This is a genomic window from Flavobacterium sp. UBA7680, from assembly GCF_002482975.1.
Classification (GTDB): Bacteria; Bacteroidota; Bacteroidia; order Flavobacteriales; family Flavobacteriaceae; genus Flavobacterium.
This window is the reverse complement of sequence record NZ_DLHA01000017.1, coordinates 257,724-277,955: the sequence shown is the minus strand read 5'-3', so window position 1 is coordinate 277,955 and position 20,232 is coordinate 257,724. Positions and strand designations below refer to the sequence as shown.

Below are 20,232 nucleotides of genomic sequence, written 5' to 3'. Positions count from 1 at the left end.
TCGAGTCCCTCCGCCGGCTCAACGTAAAACCATCGCTTTTTAGTGATGGTTTTTTTTTTGTTTAAAAATGAAATTCCAAATTCCAATGGGAAACTTGGAATTTGGGATTTCATTTTTGGAATTTAAATTGTTAGAATTTAATTAATTTATCTGCCTAGTTTTTGATGAGCAGCTGTAAATTGCCCTGATGACATTGCTGCGAAAATTGAAAGTTCGCCTGTTAAACATAAAGCAATTGCAATTTCGGCAAGTTTACCGCTTTTTCCTGCGCCATAGCAGCCTAATAGTTCAAGACATTCTTTTTGGGTGGGAAATGAAGTGCCGCCGCCAACTGTGCCAACAATCATATTAGACATGGTGATGGCGAAGTAAATGTCGTTGTTTTCGATTATTTCCATTCTTGTAACTGCAACAGAAGCTTCGCCTGTACAGGCAACATCCTGTCCACACGCAATAAACAAAGCCGCAAGTCCGTTTGAAGGATGCATGCCGCTCCCTACTACGCCGGCTTTTTTTGCGCCCGAAACACATATTTTCCATTGTTCATATAATAAGGCTGGAGTGGTTTTTAAAACCGATCTAATGATCTCTTCTTTTAATACGATTTCAGCAGTAACTTTCTTTCCGCGAACTCTTGTGTTTAAAGGGCTTATTTTTTTATCTCCCGAAAAATTACCTTCAATAGTCCAGAATACCGGTTTTATTGGGCAGTTTTCGAGTATAAACTGGCATATCTTGTCAGAACAGATTGTAACCATATTTTGGCCTGATGCATCGCCAGAAGTATATTCTAATTTTAAAATTAAAATATTACCTTCTATATTTACATTTACATCGTTTAAAATGGCGTAATTACTGCTTTCTCTGGTTAAGACCGAAAATGTTTCGGTGTGGTCCATAACCCATGTTGAAAACTTTCCTGCATCAATTAAATTTTTAAATTTAAAAGTAGGTGTTCTTTGTACACCTTCCTGAAGCGTAATAACGGTTATTGGTCCGCATTCCCTACATGCTTTTGCACCTCTATTATAAGAAGCAAGAAGTGCACCTTCGGTAGTGGCAAGGGGGATGTAAAAAGCTCCCTGGGCTGCACTTCCGTTAAGTACCAATGGACCAACAATTCCGGTAGGAATCTGGCTCATTCCAATATAATTTTCAATATTGCCTTTTAGACTTTCGTTATTATTAAATACTTTTTGACCTGAAATAAAGTCCATGTCTAAATTAAGTGTGCTCCGAATGAAATTCAAACGTAGTTTCTGACCATTTATGGAATATGGATCTTGATCAGGTATTTTTTCTGCTTTTGAAAGTTGATGATTGTAAGATTCCAATTTATCTAAAACAGAAGAATCTATATAATCATATTTTGGACGACTGATGTTACTGGTTAAGTTTTTCATAAGTTTATTTTTTTAAGATTGCAGCTAAGATATTACAAATCAGTTAATTAGCGATGTAAATTCTGACTTTTAAATTCATAATTATTTAATTGTCAGATATTTATGTTGATTTTGATTGAAGCTTAAAAAAAAGCACAAAAAAATCCTGTTCTATTAAATAAAACAGGATTAAACTTTAACCTAAATCGAGTATGTTTTAAATGTAAGTTATTGTTTATTATTCACTTACGTTTGTTTTTTGTTCTTCTTTTTTAATTTCGGCTACATATTTAGTAAGCTTTTTTCCGTAAAGGGACTGTGCTACTTTTGGAGTCATTGATTTTTGAATCGTATCAAGAAATTTGATGTTAATGTCATAAATCTCTGCTAAAGCAATATAAGGCGATACTTCGTGATCTTTATTGTTAATAGCGAAGTTGGTAGCATACAAATATTTTCTTTTGATATTTGACTGTTGTTTTGCATCAATGCTGTCAATCGCTTTTTGATCTTGTCTTTTGATCGCTTTAAATCTCGCTTCAACCATTGTTAAGTTCTCATCGATAAAACGAGAATTTACTTTTTTGTATTCTTCAAATAATTCCTGATTTTTAGATCCGGTAATTTTTGCGCTCGAAATGAAATTATCTAAATTAGTGTCAATATTGATGTTTCCCGGTTCAGCAAAGAATAAAATATTATTGTCTAAAGAATTCGTTACACCGCGATCTAAAAACAGATAAAGCATTTCTGGAGATTCTAATTTAATATCTCTTTCAAAAGCAGCATTTCCGTCAATTTTGACACTGTCGATAGCAACAAGCGATGTATCAACGATTCTTTGAATATATAAAGTTCCGGTTTTTAACCCTTTAATATTTCCTGTAAGGTGTAAATTATCTGGAGCAGATTCTTTTTTGCTACATGATGCAAGCAGTGCAAGAGTAACAAAGGCAATAATTGATTTTTTCATTAGTTTATTGGATTTTGGTGCAAAATAAAGAAAATAGTTTGAATGTAAATAAGTCACCGTTAATTTTTCTAAAAAATAAAAATCCCAATCTATTTCTAAATTGGGATCTCTATATTTTTTTAAAAATGAATTGGTTACATTGCTAAAGTGTAAGTCGCTCCATCTTCATGCGTATACGTATATTTAGCGTCGCAGTCATTATTTCCATAATCAATAACACCGTTTAAATATCCGCCCTGAATTTTTAATTTTCCTTTAGATATATACTCGCAAGAATATTTTTTAATTAAGGTTTCCTGTACAGTTAAAGTCAAAGCTCCTCCTTTTTCTGTAGTAACAGTATGAGTTCCCTCTGGCATTTCATAAATATTATCTTCTAATACGTACGGAGTATCAACACCAGCAGTTTGTTTTATGGTGTGTATGCCTGAATTGGTGAAAACTCTTCCAAGTAAATCTGTAAATTTCCCGTTTGTTACTTTTCTGCTCCACTGCGGTACAGTTGCAACAGTAGTGGTATTAGTATATTCTATAGTTCCTTCCAGTTTGAAACCGTTTATAGAATAATCGATTCTTTCTACCGTCATTTTACTTCCGGTTGTAATTACCGGACCAGAAAGTGTAATTTTTAGTTTTCCTTTTCTTGTAATTTGATTTACCGTGCAGCCTGTTCCATAATCAACAGTAAAGACTTTTGGATAAGGAGTTCCGTTTGGAGTTGTAACCGCAACATTGTAGCAAGTTCCCGGAGAAGTTTCTGATGGTTTTGCAGCGGGATTTGTATTTGATACAGTCAATCCTGTTTTAACATCCATTTCATTTATAGCGTCAATTACGACAGATGCGCTGACAGCCGTTGTGTCTGCCTGATTGACAACTTCATCGCTGGAACATGAAACATAAATAAATGCCGAAGCAAACATTACAGAAAGTAAAATAGCCGTTTTTTTCATATTGGTTTTTGTTTAAGATTAGATTAAAGGCATTCAAATGTAATAAAAAAAATAATTCACAAAAAAAATCCTGAAAATTCTACTTTCAGGATTTTGGTTTTTAATTGTTTGTAAATCAATTGTTTTTAAACGGTTTTGTAATATTCGCTTTTGGCTTTTCTGATTTTTTTATATTCTTCCCAATCAAATTTGTTTAAGAACTCTGCGGCTTTTTGCGCTCCGCGAATGAACAAATCAATTTTTGCATCATCAGTAAGATTGAAATTCAGCCAGTTGTGGTTTCCGGTATCAATATATCCGATGAGGTTTTTAAAATCGGGATTTTTTCTTAAAAATTCTGAATCATAACCAAATCTCGCCGTGTCAAACATAGAGCTTATTACATTGGTTATTTTTTCGTTTGTATTGATTTCATTTTTGTCATATCCGAGTTTTATGCCAAAAGTAGGCGACGCCGGAACATTCATATTTTCATGAAAAATGTCAATAGGAAAGTTTGAAATTATCCCGCCATCCATAAACATAACTTCTGACGGAACCGAAGCGCGCAAACAGGTTGCTTCGTTCCATTTGTTCCATGCTTCAATACCGCCGGGAATATTTTTAATTCTAAAAGGAGTAAAGAAAAGCGGAATCGACATGGAAGCTCTCACAAAATCAGCTGGATTTTGAACATCCGGATTAGAGTAAAACAAGTCAATCATTTTAGGGAAAATAATTTTGCTTTCTGTAGTTATGTCAGCAGTTATTATAGCTATTTCGCTCCAATGATCTTGTCTGGTATAATCTTCTTTATCGCCAAGTTTTACTTTGTTAATTCGGAATAATTTATTGTCGTTTGAAACGCCTTTTTCGCGCAGCGCTTTTAAATCGCCATAGTTTTTAATTCCTTTCTGCGAAAGCAAATTTGTCATCCATTGATGAAAATTAGTGCCGGGATTTAATCCTAAATCATCTTTAAAATTATCTACAACCTGACAGCCTTTCATAACTAATTTAAGATTCCCGGCATCGCTCAGTAATGCATCAATAAATTCGCGCGCATCATGATCTCCGTCGACAAAATCATATAAATTTTTATTGCATAAACATTCTAAAATCCATTCGGACTTTGTAATATCAATTGGTCCGGCAGCCGCCATCAGCATGGTATTAATACTTCCGGCCGATGTTCCGGCTAAACTCAAAAACCGAATTCCGACTTGTTCTAAAACATAGACATATCCAACCAATGCAACACCAAGAACGCCGCCGCCTTCCTGAACTAAATCTACATATTCGTTACCGTTTGCATCTACAATATCAGAGAATTTCTTTTTCTTCTCTTTAATTTGTTCCTTTAAATCTTTTATAATTGATAAGACTTCACCGTTTTCTGTAAATTTCGTTTTCTCCATGATTTCCAGTATTTAAGTTTTTGGTTTGTTTTTTACAAATTAATTTTGTTTAAATATTTGATTTTCAGGCATGTAAAAATACGAACTCGATTACTGGCATAAAAGGGGAGAATTACCCTTTTTTTAAATAGTTGAAATGAGTATAGGGCAAAAAAAATCCCGCAGAAATTAATCTGCAGGATTTTAATATATCTTGAGGAAATGTTTACAATGGTTTTAAATTTTCAACAGCTTCAACTGCGTAATCCTGATATCCAAAAATGGAATAATCTACAAACATATTGCCTGTTAAATCAGGAATGTCTTGTCGGTCTCTAATCCCGTTTGGATAATCTAATTTTTCAATGAAAGAAGTTAGGTAATAACCAATTTGATCGTCTTTCTTGTTTTTTGCGATGTCTAAAATTACGCCAACAACTAATTTAGAAAGTTCGACAACAGCTCCGCTAACGGGATTACTTGCTTTTGCGAGTGCCTGTATTCCTTTTGTAATCGTGTCAACATTAGAATCTGTCAAGACCGATTTAATTAATGCGGCATTATCTCGGGTTTTTTTATCTAATTCGACAGCAACGATCTGCCAGCTAAAATCTTTTGGGATTTTTTCATCTTTGTAAACAATATATCCGGTGTCTCCAAAAGTGATAATACTTTTATCTTTTACTTTGTCGATCGTCATTAAAATTCGGGATTGGATAACTCTTGATACAGAATCTTTAATGATTTCTTTTTTTCGATCTTCATCATTGGTTTCGAAAAATTCGTTTAGATTGGGCAAACTATCATTGGATTGGTTTATAAAACTCATGAATTGGATTTCACCTTTTCCTATTATATCACCATTTTTGATGATTCTTAATTTGTTTAGTCTTACATAAAACATAATCTTAGAATTTATTTGCCTACTCTGTTTAGGATTTTTGGCTCGCTCCGGTTATAAGTTTCTATTACTTAGAATAGAAAAAGAATTTAAACAAAACGGAGTTAAAAATATATGATTTTTCTTAAATCGCTACATGTAAAGCAGTCTATTTTTTAAATTTTTATGATTTTGTTTTTTTATAAAAATAAAATAGCCCGCAAGTTTTACCTGCGGGCTATTTGGAATAAATTATTTTATGCTACTCTTATTTGATCATTTCAAAGCTTCTTTTTACAAAAGCAGTCAACGCTTCACCTTTTAAAAGGTTTTGAGATAACTTTGCTAAATCTAAAGCTTGTTTTACCAAATGTTCCTGATGTGTTTTATCTTCCGTATTTAAAATACTTGAAGCTAAATCAGAATTGGTGTTTACAACCAGATTGTACATTTCCGGCATATTTCCCATTCCGAACATTCCGCCGCCGCCTGTTTGGCTCATTTCTTTCATTCTGCGCATAAATTCTGGCTGCGTAATAATGAATGGAGCTGCCTGACTGTCCATAGCTTCCAGCTGAACACTGTATGCTTTAGGAATATAAGCTTCTAATGAAGTTTTTAATGTTGCTTTTTCTTCATCAGATAATTTAGAAATCGTGTTTTCGTCTTTTTTGATTAAATTATCAACATGGTCAGAATCTACACGAACGAAAGTCAATTCGCTGTTATCACCTTCAATTTTTTGAATTAAATGCGAGATAATTGGAGAATCTAAAAGCAATACTTCGTATCCTTTTTCTTTTGCTGCTTCAATATAAGAGTGCTGTGCATCTTTGTTACCAGCATAAAGAATAACTAATTTACCATCTTTATCAGTTTGGTTTTCTTTTAGTTTTTCTTTTAATTCCTCTAAAGTAAAATAAGTATCGTCTACCGTTGGGTATAAAACAAACGCACCAGCTTTTTCGTAGAATTTATCTTCAGAAAGCATTCCGTACTCTAAAACGATTTTAATGTCGTTCCATTTTGCTTCAAAATCAGCACGGTTTTCGTTAAATAAAGCTTTTAATTTATCTGCTACTTTACGAGTAATGTAGTTTGAAATTTTCTTAACCGCTCCATCTGCCTGTAAACCAGAACGAGAAACGTTTAACGGAATATCCGGTGAATCGATAACTCCTTTTAACATCGTCAAAAATTCAGGTACAATTCCTTCTACGTTATCTGTAACGTAAACCTGGTTTTGGTACAATTGAATTTTATCTTTTTGGATTTGCATATCTGAACCTAACTTAGGGAAATACAAAATACCAGTTAAGTTAAACGGATAATCTACGTTTAAGTGAATGTTGAACAAAGGATCTTCAAACTGCATTGGATACAATTCTCTGTAGAAGTTTTTATAATCTTCATCAGATAATTCAGAAGGCTGTTTTGTCCAAGCCGGATTTGGATTGTTAATGATATTATCAAGTTCGATAGTTTCATTAACGTAATCTTCCGGAGCATCTTCTGGTTTTGGAAGCGTTTCTGTTCTTGTTCCAAATTTAATTGGAATAGGCATAAACTTGTTATACTTATTCAATAAACCGCTGATTTTAGAATCTTCTAAAAATTCTAAAGAATCTTCGGCAATGTGCAGAATGATTTCTGTACCACGTGAAGTTTTGTCAGCTGGCTCTAAAGTAAATTCAGGGCTTCCGTCACAAGTCCAGTGTGCAGCAGGTTCATCTTTGTATGATTTTGTAATGATTTCTACTTTTTCTGCAACCATAAATGCAGAATAGAAACCAAGACCAAAGTGACCAATAATTCCAGAATCTTTTGCAGAATCTTTGTATTTATCTAAAAATTCTTCAGCTCCGGAAAAAGCAACCTGATTGATGTATTTTTCAACTTCATCAGCTGTCATACCTAAACCTTGGTCGATAATATGGATTTTTTTACCTTCTTTATCTACTTTAATTTCGATAACCGGATTTCCATATTCTACTTTTGCTTCGCCAATGCTTATTAAATGTTTTAACTTTAAGGTAGCATCAGTTCCGTTTGAAACCAGCTCACGTAAAAAGATTTCGTGATCGCTGTATAAGAACTTTTTGATTAAGGGAAAGATGTTTTCTACTGAAACATTAATTTTACCTGTTGTCATATTTTTTTTGATTTTTTGATTTAACTTGATGATTTTCATTTAGTCAAATAAAATACCAATTTTTTTTAAGTGACAAATTGGCGTAAATGTTAATTTTGAAAGAAAATAATTAGATTTTAAAAAAGAAATTCACGCAATGAATTGTATATTTGTGGTATAATAATTGTTAAACGTGTAAGTATTAACTTAAATAAATGTACAAAATGAAGAAAATAATTTTCATTTGCATGATTGCCACGATGTTATTCGCGTGTAAATCATCTTCGTCTACAGCTTCAACAGAAGCAACTACGCTTTCGACTAAACTTGACAGACCTACTCAAGTCGCTATTAAAGGGAACTGGGTTCTTACTAATGTATCTTATGCAGGTTCTGATTATATCAAAGTAACCTCATTTGATCTTGCAGATTCTAAATGCTTTATTGGCAGTACCTGGAATTTTATTTCAAATAATAACAAAGGTACCATGAATCTAAATTCTCCAAATTGTACAGCTTTTACTTCTCCAATCGTTTGGAGTATTAACAACCAAGGACTTTTTGTTCTTAAAATTGTAGATCCGGGATTAAAATCTAAAAATGTAAAATCAGGGTATTTACTAAAAGTTGCAGGTTTAACAGATAACTCTTTTCAGTTAATAGACAATATTAATGTTGGTGGACAAGTTAAAGATGTTACTTACCAATTTCAAAGAGCTAATTAATATTAAAAAGTATAAAGATGAAAAAGATAACAGTTTTAGGTTTAAGTAGTTTACTTGTATTAGTTAGTTTATTTACAAGCTGCGATTCAGTTAAAAACGCAAATAATACTCAAAAAGGTGCCGGAATCGGTGTAGTTGCCGGTGGTATTATTGGAGGTATTTTAGGAAATAATTTAGGAAAAGGTGGAAACGCTGCTTTAGGAGCTGCAATTGGAGCTGCTGTAGGTGGTGGAACCGGAGCCTTAATTGGTAACAAAATGGATAAACAAGCCCGTGAAATTGATCAGGCTTTACCAGGTGCATCTGTAGAAAGAGTAGGTGAAGGAATTCACTTAACTTTAAATGAGAACGCTGTTCGTTTTGATACAAACAAATCAACTTTAACTCCTCAGGCAAAAGCAAACTTAGATAAATTAGTTCCTGTTTTTAATGAGTACGGAGATACTGATATTCAAATCTTTGGTTATACTGATAATACAGGTAAACCAGAATATAATTTGACACTTTCAGGACAAAGAGCAGCTTCTGTACAGTCTTATTTAGTTTCTAAAGGATTAAAATCAAGCCGCTTTAAAACTTCAGGTTTAGGTATTGTTGATCCTATTGCAACGAATGATACTCCGGAAGGAAGAGCTCAAAACCGTCGTGTTGAATTTTCTATTACAGCAAATGACAAAATGGTTAACGATGCAAAAACTGAAGCTGGAAAGTAATTTCAGATAAAATAAAATATAAAAAAAGCTGTTTCATAATTGAAGCAGCTTTTTTTTGACTTTAGAAATTAAACATCGTAAATTTGACCTCTCTAAATACAACACATGCTTGATATTCAAAATATATCTTTTTCGTATACTGATAAACCAGTTATAAATAATGTTTCTTTTACGATCAATAAAGGCGAAAATATTGCTATTATTGGTGAAAGTGGTTGTGGAAAAAGTACGCTGTTAAAGCTTATGTACGGTTTGTTCGATTTAGACGAAGGCAAAATATTTTATAACGAAAAACCTATTCTGGGGCCAAAATACAATTTGATTCCCGGAATGCCGTATATGAAATATCTGGCGCAGGATTTCGATTTGTCTCCTTATGAAACCGTGGCAGAGAATGTTGGGAAGTTTCTTTCGAATGGTTTTGCAAACATGAAAAAACTTCGTGTTCAGGAATTGTTGGAGATGGTAGAAATGGAACAATTTTCTAATGTTAAAGCTAAATTTTTGAGCGGCGGGCAACAGCAGAGAGTTGCGTTGGTAAGAGTTTTGGCTTTAGAACCAGAAGTAATTTTGCTTGACGAACCTTTCAGCCAGATTGATACTTTTCGTAAAAATGCTTTACGCCGAAACTTATTTAAATACTTAAAACAAAAAGGAATTACCTGTATTATTGCGACACATGACAGTACAGATGCTTTGTCTTTTGCAGATGAAGCAATTGTAATGCGACATGGCGAAGTTATCATAAAAGGCGATCCGTCAAAAATATATGAAGATCCGCAGACTAAATATGTGGCTTCGTTATTTGGAGAAGTAAATGAGGTTGCGACACATTTATTGCTTCCATATGAAGATGAAACGCATAAAACGCTGGTTTATCCGCATCAGTTTAAAATGGTTTCAGAATCTAAGCTTCCGGTAAAAATTAGAAGAACTTATTTTAGAGGAGGTCATTATTTAATAGAAACTGTTCATAAAAGGCAGTTAATATTTTTTGAAAGTGAAATTGATCTTCCACTTGAACAGGAAATATTTCTTGGACTGAATTATCTATAAGAAAAAATATTTATTACAAAAGACAAACCCGACAGGTTTTTAAAACCTGTCGGGTTTACTTTATATAGACGTTAAAAATAAATTAGTTTTTCAAATACTTTTCTAAAAACTGATCTTGTTCCCAAAGTAAGTGCAGGATATTTTCTTTAGCTACATAACCATGTGCTTCTTTCGGTAAAATTACCATTCTTGCAGGCGCACCTAAACCTTTTAAAGCCTGAAAATAACGTTCTGTCTGCAAAGTAAAAGTTCCCGGATTGTTATCGGCTTCGCCATGAACCAATAAAATTGGAGTTTTCATTTTTTCGGCATTCATAAATGGCGACATAGCATTGTAAACTTCTGGAGCTTCCCAGTAATTACGCTGTTCCGACTGAAATCCGAAAGGCGTCAAAGTTCTGTTGTAAGCACCGCTTCGCGCAATTCCGCAGGCAAAAAGATTAGAATGTGTCAATAAATTTGCAGTCATAAACGCACCGTATGAATGCCCGCCAATGGCTGCTTTTTTACGGTTAATATATCCCAGAGCATCAACTGCATTAATAGCAGCTTCGGCATTGTCTACTAATTGAGAAATAAAATTGTCGTTTGGTTCTGTAGTTCCTTCACCAATAATTGGGAAAGCGGCATCATCTAAAACAACATATCCTTTTGTTACCCAATACACAAACGATCCGTAATAAGGAAACGTAAATTCATTTGAATTTTGAGTGGACTGGCCAGCGCTGTTTCTGTCTTTGTATTCTGCCGGATAAGCCCAGATTAATAAAGGCAGTTTTTCCTTTTTAGCTTTATCATAACCTGCAGGAAGGTATAAAGTTCCCGAAAGTTCCAGTCCATCTTTACGTTTGTATTTAATTACCTCTTTGCTGACATTTTTAATGCTTTCAAACGGGTTTTTAAAATCTGTTATCGGAGTTAGACTATTTGGTTTTTTAATGTTTCTGAAAAAGTAATTTGGATATTCTGTTTTTGATTGAATCTGAACCAGAACTTTACCGGATTTAAAATCTTCAATTTCTAAAATTTCCTCTTTTTTATCCTTGTAAGGTGAAGTATAAACACGTTTTGATTTTAATGTTTTAAAATTAAATTCATCAATAAAAGGAAACTGGCCATTTTTTGTATAACCGTCTCCAATTCGGTATAAATTATCTTTTTCAAGAGCTAAAACATATTTGTTGTATTCATTCTTTCTAGTTTCAAAAACGCCGGGATCAGAATAAACATCTTGCGAATTTCTGTCGGTTATTAGTTTTGGCTGTTGATTTGCATCTGAAGGATTTATCAAATACGTTTTCTCATTTCGGGTATCGTACCATTCATCAGAAACTACGGCAACATTTTCATTTCCCCAAGTAATAGTATTAAAACGCTGAGGTGTTTTTACTAATGATGCAGCTTCTTTATCAAAAGGGGCATCCCAAAGAAAAACTTCGTCTCTAAAATCTACTTTGTTTGCAGGATCTCCTTCGTCTAAAGCCGTTACGTATGATAATGTTGCCGGTTTATCATTTCTCCAGGTCATTTCTCTTTTTCCTTTTCGAACAGCCATAAAACCTTTTGGCATAATTTCATTTAATGGGACTTCGTTAACTGTTTTAATTTCTTTTCCTCTAATGTCATAAACAATTGTTTTAGAAGGAAATCTGTTTAAAGGCACCACATACGAAAATGGTTTTTGAATGGTAGTCAGCATAATATAATTGCCGTCTGGCGAAATTTTCTCGCCGGCAAACATGGCTGCTTCTTTAAATAAAACAGCATCACCATCTAATTTGACCTTATATAATTCAGACGTAACACTAGTTTCAAAATTAGCTTCGTCATTTTTGTTTTTCAACATATCAGGATAAGTTCTGTTTTGAGATTTTTCTCCAGATGTATTAGAAATAATAGGCCCGGTTGGTAAATCTTTTTTAGAATCTAAAAGCGGCTGTCTATTTTTTGGAAGCATTTTCACCAAAATCGTTTCGTTGTCTAAAAACCAGTTAAACGGATTTCCAAGATTGGCATTTACAGTCGCTTCCGTAAGTTTTGTGGCTTGCGCCGATGCAACATCTAAAACCCAAAGCTCAACACCAGTAGTTGTAGTGTGAGAAAACAGGATTTTTTTATCGTTTGGCGACCAAAGAATATTGGCAATTTTTGGATTTTGCGGCAAACCAGAAACCTGAATTTCTTCTTTACCGTTTATTTTTCTAAGTTTCAAATTGGTAACATACGTTACAGTACTTGATATATTGGTAACCGGATTAATTCGTATACCGGCTAAACGAATTTCGTCCTGATTTAAATCGTCGAGCGTTTTGTATGTGTTTCGGTACAATAAAAGCATATTTTCTTTTTTTGTATCCATTGAAACGGTTGGAGCCCTTTGGTAATCGGCCAAATCTAAAATAGATTTAGAAGGTTTTTGGTAAGTTAAATTCTCCTGAGCAAAAGAGAAAAAACCGATATTTAAAAATAGGAACAACGTAACCTTTAATTTCATGAGTTGAATTTTTTGGGTTTAAAAAAAATGGTATTCAAAATGTTTGTCTAAGATACTTTAGTCTTGTTACATTTTAAATCTTATTTTTCATTCTTTTCAATGAATTCCTCAATAAACTGGTTTTTCAAAAAGTAATTGTTTTTAAACAGTCTGATAATTAAAGTATATTAAATTGCTAATACCGAAAAAAATAGTATTTTGTACTCTTATGTTTTAAAGTATACGTAAATTTGCATTCTAAATTTTTAACAAATAACAATATTATATGTATCATTCAAAAATAGCAGGCTTAGGATATTATGTTCCTTCAAATGTTGTGACAAACGATGATTTGTCTAAGATAATGGATACCAATGACGAATGGATTCAGGAACGAACAGGGATTCAGGAGAGAAGGCATATCATTCGTGGAGAAGATACTACGACTTCAATGGGTGTAAAAGCTGCTAAAATTGCTATAGAACGTTCTGGCGTTGCCAAAGAAGATATTGATTTTGTAGTTTTTGCTACATTAAGCCCGGATTACTATTTTCCAGGACCTGGAGTTTTAGTACAGCGTGATTTAGGATTAAGAACTGTTGGTGCTTTAGATGTTAGAAACCAATGTTCTGGTTTTGTTTACGCAATTTCTGTTGCTGATCAATATATTAAAACCGGAATGTATAAAAATATTTTGGTTATTGGTTCTGAGGTTCATTCAACGGGATTAGATATGACCACTCGCGGACGCGGGGTTTCGGTTATTTTTGGGGATGGAGCAGGAGCGGCAGTTTTAAGCCGTGAAGAAGATTTGACAAAAGGAATTTTATCTACGCATTTACATTCAGAAGGACAGCATGCTGAAGAATTGGCTTTGCAGGCACCGGGAATGGGAGCGCGCTGGGTAACTGATATTTTAGCAGATAATGATCCTAATGACGAAAGTTATTATCCTTACATGAACGGTCAGTTTGTATTTAAAAATGCAGTGGTTCGTTTTGCCGAAGTTATTAATGAAGGTTTAGAAGCAAATGGACTTCAGGTTTCAGATATCGATATGTTGATTCCGCATCAGGCTAACTTGAGAATTTCTCAGTTCATTCAGAACAAATTCAAATTAAGTGATGATCAGGTTCATAATAATATCCAGAAATACGGAAACACAACCGCAGCATCTATTCCAATCGCTTTGACAGAAGCTTGGGAACAAGGTAAAATCAAATCTGGCGATACTGTTGTTCTAGCCGCTTTTGGTAGTGGATTCACTTGGGCAAGTGCAATCATCAAATGGTAAATTAATTCATCTTACATTATATTTAAAACCTGCTTCGTTTTGGAGCAGGTTTTTTTATACCCTTTATTTAGATGAGTAACGATCTGTCAGGCTGAGCGAAGTCGAAGCCCAGTTCCTATTGGCAAGCCTTTTTAACGAGCCTTCGACTTCGCTCAGGATGACATCCGGGTTATTGATTTAAGATAGTGTTCTTTTGTTCTCAACGATTTGTCAGGCTGAGCGAAGTCGAAGCCCACGTCCCAATTGGCAAACTATCAATTTTACACTAAATAAACTTTGTTAGATGCGCTAAGAAAAGGGCGTGCTAATAGGAGCGGGGCTTCGACTTCGCTCAGCCTGACAATTGGGGCTTAATAAAATATATAAAAGAAATATTTTTCTTACTTTTATTTAGAAATAAAACTTTTAAATAAAATGAAACAATATTACGTCTATATACTAAAATGTTCTGATAATAGTTATTATACGGGATTTACAAATAATATTGAAAGAAGATTAAATGAACATATGTTTGGGGTAAACAAAGAATGTTATACGTTTAATAAAAGGCCTTTACAATTAGTTTTTTGTACTGAATTTAATGATGTGATACAGGCTATTGCTTTTGAAAAGCAGGTAAAAGGCTGGAGTAGAAAAAAGAAAGAAGCGATAATAAATGATAAGTGGGAAGATTTAAAAAAGTTATCAGAATGTTTAAATAAAACAAGTCATAAAAATTTTTATAAAAAGGAGGTTTAGTAGTAAATTAGCCTTCGACTTCGCTCAGGATGACACTTGTGTTGAGATTTCTGAAAAACGTTTGTCAGGCTGAGCGAAGTCGAAGCCCCTTTAATTATAATTACAATGAAAAAAAATCAATTAGAAATAGCATGCTTTAATTACGAATCGGCCATAATAGCTCAGGAAAATGGTGCAGATCGAATTGAGTTATGCGAAAATATGAAACTTGGCGGAACAACTCCAAATTCAATCTTAGTCGTAAAAGTCCGCGAAAGCTTAAATATTAAAATGCATGTTATCATTAGACCTCGCGGCGGTGATTTTGTTTATTCTGATGAAGAACTTGTAGAAATGAAACAAGATATTAAACAGTATAAAAAATTGGGCGTTGATGGTTTTGTTTTTGGAATTTTAAAAGACAGCGGTAATATTAATAAAAGACAGAATAGGGAATTAGTGCATTTGGCACATCCGCTTCCTTGTACTTTTCATCGTGCTTTTGATGTGGTCAAAGATGTAGAAAAATCTCTTGAAGATATTATTGATTGTGGTTTTAAAACGATTTTAACTTCGGGACAAGCGATAAATGTAGAGGAAGGAATTTTGGCTTTAGAACGAATACAGGATCTTGCTAAAAACAGAATCGAAATAATGCCGGGCGGCGGTTTACGATCTTCAAATATTAAATTATTACAAGAACGATTAGATTTGACTTTTTATCATTCATCTGCAATTACAAACAATTCAGAAACTGCAAATCCCGAAGAAATAAAAGAGTTAAGAAATTTTCTATAACATTAAAAAAATAAAAAAGCCTGAAGCTGGCAAACTTCAGGCTTTTTTCTACAAGAAAATTATTTAAAAATATTAAAATTGATTCTAATAAAAGCAGTGATTAGAACATTCCGCCACCGCCTTGATTAGTGTTTTCTTCTCTTTGTTTACGCTCTAATTTTTTAATTTTTGCTCCACCAAAGTTGTACGTTAAACCTAAATAAACCGTTTGGCTTTCCCAAGTAAACTGACCATTTTGAGGATAAGGATAAACACCGTCAAATGAATATTTCATTGTATTGAAAACGTCATTAAAACGTACGCTGATATTCATCTTGTTGTCTAACAATGTATAACGTGAACCAATATCCATTTTGTACATTTCATTTCTATGCTGTTGAATTTCTTCAACTCCGCCTCTGTAAAAACCGAATAATAAAAAGCTTAAACGTTTTGTAGGTTTAAAGTTTGAGTTCATACGAGCATTGAATGCTGAAGTTGTTACACTGCGTTCTAAAGGTGAACTTAATTTTGTTGCAGGATCATACTGGAAGACAACACCTTGCTGGTTTATACTAGAAAAATCAACAGATGGCTGAATATCCCACCATTTAGTAATTTTATAGTTGGCAGAAATGTCAAAACCATAAGCACTGTTGTGATCGAAATTAGCAAAACCTAAAATTTGTTTGTAACCAGAAGCATCGTTAGGGTCAGGACTTAAAGTTCTGCTTATTTGATCGTTAATAGCTCTTACAAATACTCCAGCTGTAATGCTTCCTTTTTCAAGAGTTTTAGTATAATTTACTTCAACAGAATTTGTAAACTGAGGTCTTAATTCTTGATTTCCGTATGAAGTTACTAATGGAGTAGAAAACTCACGAATAGGTTTTGTCTGCTCTAAACTTGGGCGGTCAACACGACGGCTGTAGCTTAATTGCAACACGTTTTTCTCATTTAAGTTATAAGTTAAATAAGCTGATGGATATAATGTAATATAGTCATCATCAAATTTTGTCTCACCATGATTTAAATTAGCAGCAACTTTATAACTCTCAAAACGAGCTCCTAACTGATAACTGAATTTTTTGTATTTCTGACCAAAAGTTACATATGCAGAATAAATATCTGTATCATAAGTATAAAAAGAATTACTAAATGCAGCATTGGTTGTGTTGTAAATATTGTCAGTTCTTGTTATTCTCGCTTCTGCACCTGCTTCAAGAGTAGTTTTATCATTTAACGGGTTCACGTAATCAACGTTTACTGTTCCTAATTTTCTTTTGTCATTAATATAATCGTTATATAAAAGAGAGGTAGCGGTATTATCCGGCTTTGTTGTTTTAGTATCAAAACTTGCATCTTGAGTTTCTCTGGTATTACTAAAGTTTCCTTCAAAATCTAAAGTATGACCTTCTTTTTTAAAGATATGTTTGTACGCTAAATTATAAGTTCCGGTTTCGTTTGGACCTTCGTATCTCGATTTTTGGTAGATATTTTTAATATCCGGATCTCCGTTATTGTAATCAATATCAGTATTTACTAATCCAGTTCCTTTTGATTTATTTTGATTGGTGTAAAATGATAAAGTATTGTGGTCATTGATTAAAAAATCCATTCCAACTTTATACAAATAGTTATCATTGTCATTAGAAATATCTAATTTTTGAACCATATCCTGATCTAATCTTTGAATGTGACCATCGTTAAAATAAGTTCCAAAATTATTACCGGCATTTCCAAAGAAATTTACTTTTCCGGTTTTATAGTTTAAATCTAAAGACTGGTTGTATTTTGCTGTTTCACCAAAAGTAATACCACCGCTGTAACTTCCGTTAAAACCAGTATTAGCATTTTTGTGTAAAATAATATTGATAATCCCAGACATTCCTTCCGGATTGTATTTTGCACTAGGATTTGTAATCAACTCAATTTTTTTGATCGAAGTTGAAGGAATTTGTTTCAATAACTGAGCAGGATCAATGTTAGAAGGTCTTCCGTCGATTAATACACGAACATTGTCATTTCCACGAAGCGAAAGTTTTCCGTCCTGATCCACATTTACAGATGGAATATTACTCATAATATCTGATGCAGAAGCTCCGGCAGTAGTCAAATCTTTCCCTACAGTAATAACTTTTCGGTCAATTTTTTGTTCCATTGTCGAACGTTCAGCAACAATATTAACACCTTTAAGCTGTGTTGCTTCTTCTTCAAGAGAAACATTTACAGTTGCAGATTTTTTATTGTCGGCTAAAATTACAGAACCAATATATTTTCTAAATCCAATGTATTGAATTTCGATAGTATAACTTTTTAGGGCTACGTTTTTAAAAGTAAAATCTCCGTTGTCATCTGTATTAACGCCTGATACTACTTTTCCGTTTTCTTTAAGAGAAACTGTTGCGTAAGAAATAGGTGCATTGTTTGATTTTTCGGTAATTTTCCCCGTGACCGTTCCGGTATTCTGGGCTTGTGCTGTTGCAATTACCCCCAGTAATGCAAGCAGAAAGAATTTTAATTTCATAATGAGATAATGATTGTTTTGATTTGATTGATGATGAGGTTGTTTTTTTGTTTTTGTTTTGATTTTTTTTACTTCAAATAAAATTTAAAGTCTCTATTAAGACTATTTTGTTATCGATATGTTACATAAAAAGTAAAAAAAACTTTTTTATTTTTTGGGAAGTTCTGTTTTGTAGCAGGTTAGCGTTTTGATTTTTTGATAATTTTAACATTCAAAACAAAACGTTTTTTAAGAAATTCTAGCAGGATTATGTAATTTAATATGTTTTTCATTTTCTGTAATTGATGAATAAGCAGTATCTTTGCTCACTTTAAAATAAGTTTACATGTCATTATCACAAATTCTTACACCTTCTATACAAAAAGCAATACAGGCATTATTTGACGTTTCTGTTGATAAAATCGAGTTTCAAACTACCAGAAAAGAGTTTGAAGGCGATATTACAATGGTAATTTTTCCTTTGTTAAAAGTGATCAAAAGCAATCCTGCCGAATTAGGAAATAAAATTGGAAACTACTTAGTTGAAAATGTTTCTGAAGTTGCTCGTTTCAATGTAGTTTCGGGGTTTTTGAATATTGTAATTTCAGATAGTTATTATCTGAATTTCTTCAATGAAATAAAAAACAATAAAAAGTTTGGATATGTAACGCCAGACCCTGCCGACAAAGCAATTATGGTTGAATATTCTTCTCCAAACACCAATAAGCCTTTGCACTTAGGGCACGTTCGTAACAATTTGTTAGGATATTCTGTTGCAGAAATTATTAAAGCATCCGGTAAAAAAGTGTACAAAACCCAGATCATAAACGATCGTGGAATTCATATTTGTAAATCGATGCTGGCCTGGGAGAAATTCGGAAACGGAGAAACTCCGGAGAGCTCAAATTTAAAAGGCGATAAATTAGTTGGTAAATATTATGTTGAATTTGATAAAGCTTATAAAGCCGAAATCAATCAATTAATAGAAACTGGTAAAACCGAAGAAGAAGCAAAAAAACAAGCGCCAATTATTATTGAAGCACAGGAAATGCTTAAAAAATGGGAAGCAGGAGATGAAGCTGTTATTGCGCTTTGGAAAAAAATGAACCAATGGGTTTATGACGGTTTTGCGACTACTTACACCAATCTTGGAGTTAATTTTGATAAATATTATTACGAAAGCAACACTTATTTATTAGGAAAAGATGTTGTTCAGGTTGGTCTTGATAAAGGAGTTTTTGAAAAAGATCCTGATGGTTCTGTTTGGATTGATTTGACAGATGAAGGACTTGATCGTAAAATTGTATTACGTTCTGACGGAACTGCGGTTTATATGACGCAGGATATTGGAACAGCAATTCAGCGTGTAAAAGATATGCCAGATGTAGGCGGAATGGTTTACACTGTTGGTAACGAACAGGATTATCACTTTAAAGTTTTGTTTTTGATTCTGAAAAAACTTGGTTTTGACTGGGCTTCAAGTCTATATCATTTATCATACGGAATGGTTGATTTACCATCTGGAAAAATGAAAAGCCGTGAAGGAACTGTTGTAGATGCTGATGATTTAATGCAGGACATGACAGATACAGCTAAACAAATTTCTGAAGATTTAGGAAAATTAGACAGCTATTCTGCCGATGAAAAAGCAAAATTGTATAAAACAATTGGTCTTGGGGCTTTGAAATATTACATTTTAAAAGTAGATCCCAAAAAGCGTATTCTGTTTAATCCAGAAGAATCTGTAGATTTTGCTGGAAACACAGGCCCTTTTATTCAATATACTTACGCCAGAATTCAATCCATTATCCGTAAAGCCGATTTTGATTTTTCTGAAAAAACCAACATCGAAGAACTTCATGAAAAAGAAAAAGAATTGGTAAAACAAATCGAACTTTTCCCGGAAGTAATTCAAAATGCAGCACAAAATCATAGCCCTGCATTAATTGCAAATTATACTTACGATTTAGTAAAAGAATATAATTCGTTTTACCAATCTGTTCACATTTTAGGTGAAGTTGATTTGACTAAAAAGATTTTCAGAGTACAGCTTTCGCAGAAAGTTGCCGAAGTTATAAAATCAGCTTTTACGTTATTAGGAATCGAAGTTCCGGAAAGAATGTAAAAACTTTTTACAAGAATTAAAAAAGCCGATAGTTTAAAACTATCGGCTTTTTGTTTTAGAATTGTTCACTAAAAGGATGAAAAGTAATAAGATAAGACATATTTTAAGTTAAATATTGCTTTCGCATATGAATTAAAGATAATTCATGTTA

The 20,232-nt window shown here is 33.2% G+C and carries 15 protein-coding genes; 7 read left to right on the top strand and 8 right to left on the bottom strand.

Annotated features, from left to right (window positions below):
* Positions 1–146: 146 nt before the first annotated feature.
* The 6 genes from B3C18_RS03760 to htpG form a co-directional block, all read right to left on the bottom strand.
* A complete protein-coding gene (locus tag B3C18_RS03760; protein ID WP_291142598.1) occupies positions 147–1,403 on the bottom strand; it encodes a hydroxymethylglutaryl-CoA reductase in 1,257 nt (418 codons plus the stop codon).
* Positions 1,404–1,620: 217 nt separating this feature from the next.
* Positions 1,621–2,355 (bottom strand): DUF4369 domain-containing protein, encoded by a 735-nt coding sequence (locus B3C18_RS03755; protein ID WP_291142596.1) that lies wholly within the window; start codon positions 2,353–2,355, stop codon positions 1,621–1,623.
* A 134-nt stretch (positions 2,356–2,489) separates the two neighbouring features.
* Positions 2,490–3,308: a hypothetical protein gene (locus tag B3C18_RS03750; RefSeq protein ID WP_291142593.1), complete on the bottom strand. Its 819-nt coding sequence runs from the start codon at positions 3,306–3,308 to the stop codon at positions 2,490–2,492.
* Positions 3,309–3,433: 125 nt separating this feature from the next.
* Complete coding sequence (locus tag B3C18_RS03745; RefSeq protein ID WP_291142590.1) at positions 3,434–4,705, bottom strand: patatin-like phospholipase family protein; 1,272 nt, start codon at positions 4,703–4,705, stop codon at positions 3,434–3,436.
* 205 nt (positions 4,706–4,910) lie between these two features.
* A complete protein-coding gene (locus B3C18_RS03740; protein ID WP_291142587.1) occupies positions 4,911–5,588 on the bottom strand; it encodes a hypothetical protein in 678 nt (225 codons plus the stop codon).
* A gap of 244 nt (positions 5,589–5,832) precedes the next feature.
* Complete coding sequence (gene htpG, locus B3C18_RS03735) at positions 5,833–7,716, bottom strand: molecular chaperone HtpG (RefSeq protein ID WP_291142585.1); 1,884 nt, start codon at positions 7,714–7,716, stop codon at positions 5,833–5,835.
* A 203-nt stretch (positions 7,717–7,919) separates the two neighbouring features.
* Here htpG and B3C18_RS03730 point away from each other — a divergent pair, with 203 nt between their 5' ends.
* The 3 genes from B3C18_RS03730 to B3C18_RS03720 all read left to right on the top strand — a co-directional run bounded on the left by B3C18_RS03730 (position 7,920) and on the right by B3C18_RS03720 (position 10,189).
* On the top strand, positions 7,920–8,420 hold the full coding sequence (locus tag B3C18_RS03730) for a lipocalin family protein (protein WP_291142582.1): 501 nt from the start codon (positions 7,920–7,922) through the stop codon (positions 8,418–8,420).
* Positions 8,421–8,437: 17 nt separating this feature from the next.
* Entirely contained in the window at positions 8,438–9,133 is a 696-nt protein-coding gene (locus B3C18_RS03725; RefSeq protein WP_073486574.1) for an OmpA family protein, read from the top strand.
* A 105-nt stretch (positions 9,134–9,238) separates the two neighbouring features.
* Complete coding sequence (locus tag B3C18_RS03720) at positions 9,239–10,189, top strand: ABC transporter ATP-binding protein (RefSeq protein WP_291142578.1); 951 nt, start codon at positions 9,239–9,241, stop codon at positions 10,187–10,189.
* An 82-nt stretch (positions 10,190–10,271) separates the two neighbouring features.
* Here B3C18_RS03720 and B3C18_RS03715 read toward each other — a convergent pair whose 3' ends face one another.
* On the bottom strand, positions 10,272–12,683 hold the full coding sequence (locus B3C18_RS03715; RefSeq protein WP_291142575.1) for an alpha/beta hydrolase family protein: 2,412 nt from the start codon (positions 12,681–12,683) through the stop codon (positions 10,272–10,274).
* 265 nt (positions 12,684–12,948) lie between these two features.
* Between B3C18_RS03715 and B3C18_RS03710 the strand changes: the two genes are divergently transcribed.
* The 3 genes from B3C18_RS03710 to B3C18_RS03700 all read left to right on the top strand — a co-directional run bounded on the left by B3C18_RS03710 (position 12,949) and on the right by B3C18_RS03700 (position 15,471).
* The gene (locus B3C18_RS03710) at positions 12,949–13,956 is read left to right on the top strand and encodes a 3-oxoacyl-ACP synthase III family protein (protein ID WP_035650216.1); all 1,008 of its coding nucleotides are present in this window, start codon (positions 12,949–12,951) and stop codon (positions 13,954–13,956) included.
* Between the two features lie 414 nt (positions 13,957–14,370).
* Entirely contained in the window at positions 14,371–14,694 is a 324-nt protein-coding gene (locus tag B3C18_RS03705) for a GIY-YIG nuclease family protein (RefSeq protein ID WP_291142568.1), read from the top strand.
* A gap of 105 nt (positions 14,695–14,799) precedes the next feature.
* Entirely contained in the window at positions 14,800–15,471 is a 672-nt protein-coding gene (locus B3C18_RS03700; RefSeq protein ID WP_291142565.1) for a copper homeostasis protein CutC, read from the top strand.
* 100 nt (positions 15,472–15,571) lie between these two features.
* Here the strand turns inward: B3C18_RS03700 and B3C18_RS03695 are convergent, their stop codons facing one another.
* Positions 15,572–17,977 (bottom strand): TonB-dependent receptor domain-containing protein, encoded by a 2,406-nt coding sequence (locus B3C18_RS03695; protein WP_291142563.1) that lies wholly within the window; start codon positions 17,975–17,977, stop codon positions 15,572–15,574.
* Between the two features lie 325 nt (positions 17,978–18,302).
* Between B3C18_RS03695 and argS the strand changes: the two genes are divergently transcribed.
* Positions 18,303–20,081: an arginine--tRNA ligase gene (gene argS / locus B3C18_RS03690; protein WP_291142560.1), complete on the top strand. Its 1,779-nt coding sequence runs from the start codon at positions 18,303–18,305 to the stop codon at positions 20,079–20,081.
* Positions 20,082–20,232 lie beyond the last annotated feature (151 nt).

Excerpts from the sequence above, each read along its gene's own strand:
- B3C18_RS03740 (WP_291142587.1), bottom strand. The coding sequence starts at position 5,588 with ATGTTTTATGTAAGACTAAACAAATTAAGAATCATCAAAAATGGTGAT.
- argS (WP_291142560.1), top strand. The coding sequence starts at position 18,303 with ATGTCATTATCACAAATTCTTACACCTTCTATACAAAAAGCAATACAG.
- B3C18_RS03720 (WP_291142578.1), top strand. The coding sequence starts at position 9,239 with ATGCTTGATATTCAAAATATATCTTTTTCGTATACTGATAAACCAGTT.
- B3C18_RS03760 (WP_291142598.1), bottom strand. The coding sequence starts at position 1,403 with ATGAAAAACTTAACCAGTAACATCAGTCGTCCAAAATATGATTATATA.
- B3C18_RS03750 (WP_291142593.1), bottom strand. The coding sequence starts at position 3,308 with ATGAAAAAAACGGCTATTTTACTTTCTGTAATGTTTGCTTCGGCATTT.
- B3C18_RS03755 (WP_291142596.1), bottom strand. The coding sequence starts at position 2,355 with ATGAAAAAATCAATTATTGCCTTTGTTACTCTTGCACTGCTTGCATCA.
- B3C18_RS03710 (WP_035650216.1), top strand. The coding sequence starts at position 12,949 with ATGTATCATTCAAAAATAGCAGGCTTAGGATATTATGTTCCTTCAAAT.
- B3C18_RS03695 (WP_291142563.1), bottom strand. The coding sequence starts at position 17,977 with ATGAAATTAAAATTCTTTCTGCTTGCATTACTGGGGGTAATTGCAACA.
- B3C18_RS03745 (WP_291142590.1), bottom strand. The coding sequence starts at position 4,705 with ATGGAGAAAACGAAATTTACAGAAAACGGTGAAGTCTTATCAATTATA.
- B3C18_RS03725 (WP_073486574.1), top strand. The coding sequence starts at position 8,438 with ATGAAAAAGATAACAGTTTTAGGTTTAAGTAGTTTACTTGTATTAGTT.
- htpG (WP_291142585.1), bottom strand. The coding sequence starts at position 7,716 with ATGACAACAGGTAAAATTAATGTTTCAGTAGAAAACATCTTTCCCTTA.
- B3C18_RS03700 (WP_291142565.1), top strand. The coding sequence starts at position 14,800 with ATGAAAAAAAATCAATTAGAAATAGCATGCTTTAATTACGAATCGGCC.
- B3C18_RS03705 (WP_291142568.1), top strand. The coding sequence starts at position 14,371 with ATGAAACAATATTACGTCTATATACTAAAATGTTCTGATAATAGTTAT.
- B3C18_RS03730 (WP_291142582.1), top strand. The coding sequence starts at position 7,920 with ATGAAGAAAATAATTTTCATTTGCATGATTGCCACGATGTTATTCGCG.
- B3C18_RS03715 (WP_291142575.1), bottom strand. The coding sequence starts at position 12,683 with ATGAAATTAAAGGTTACGTTGTTCCTATTTTTAAATATCGGTTTTTTC.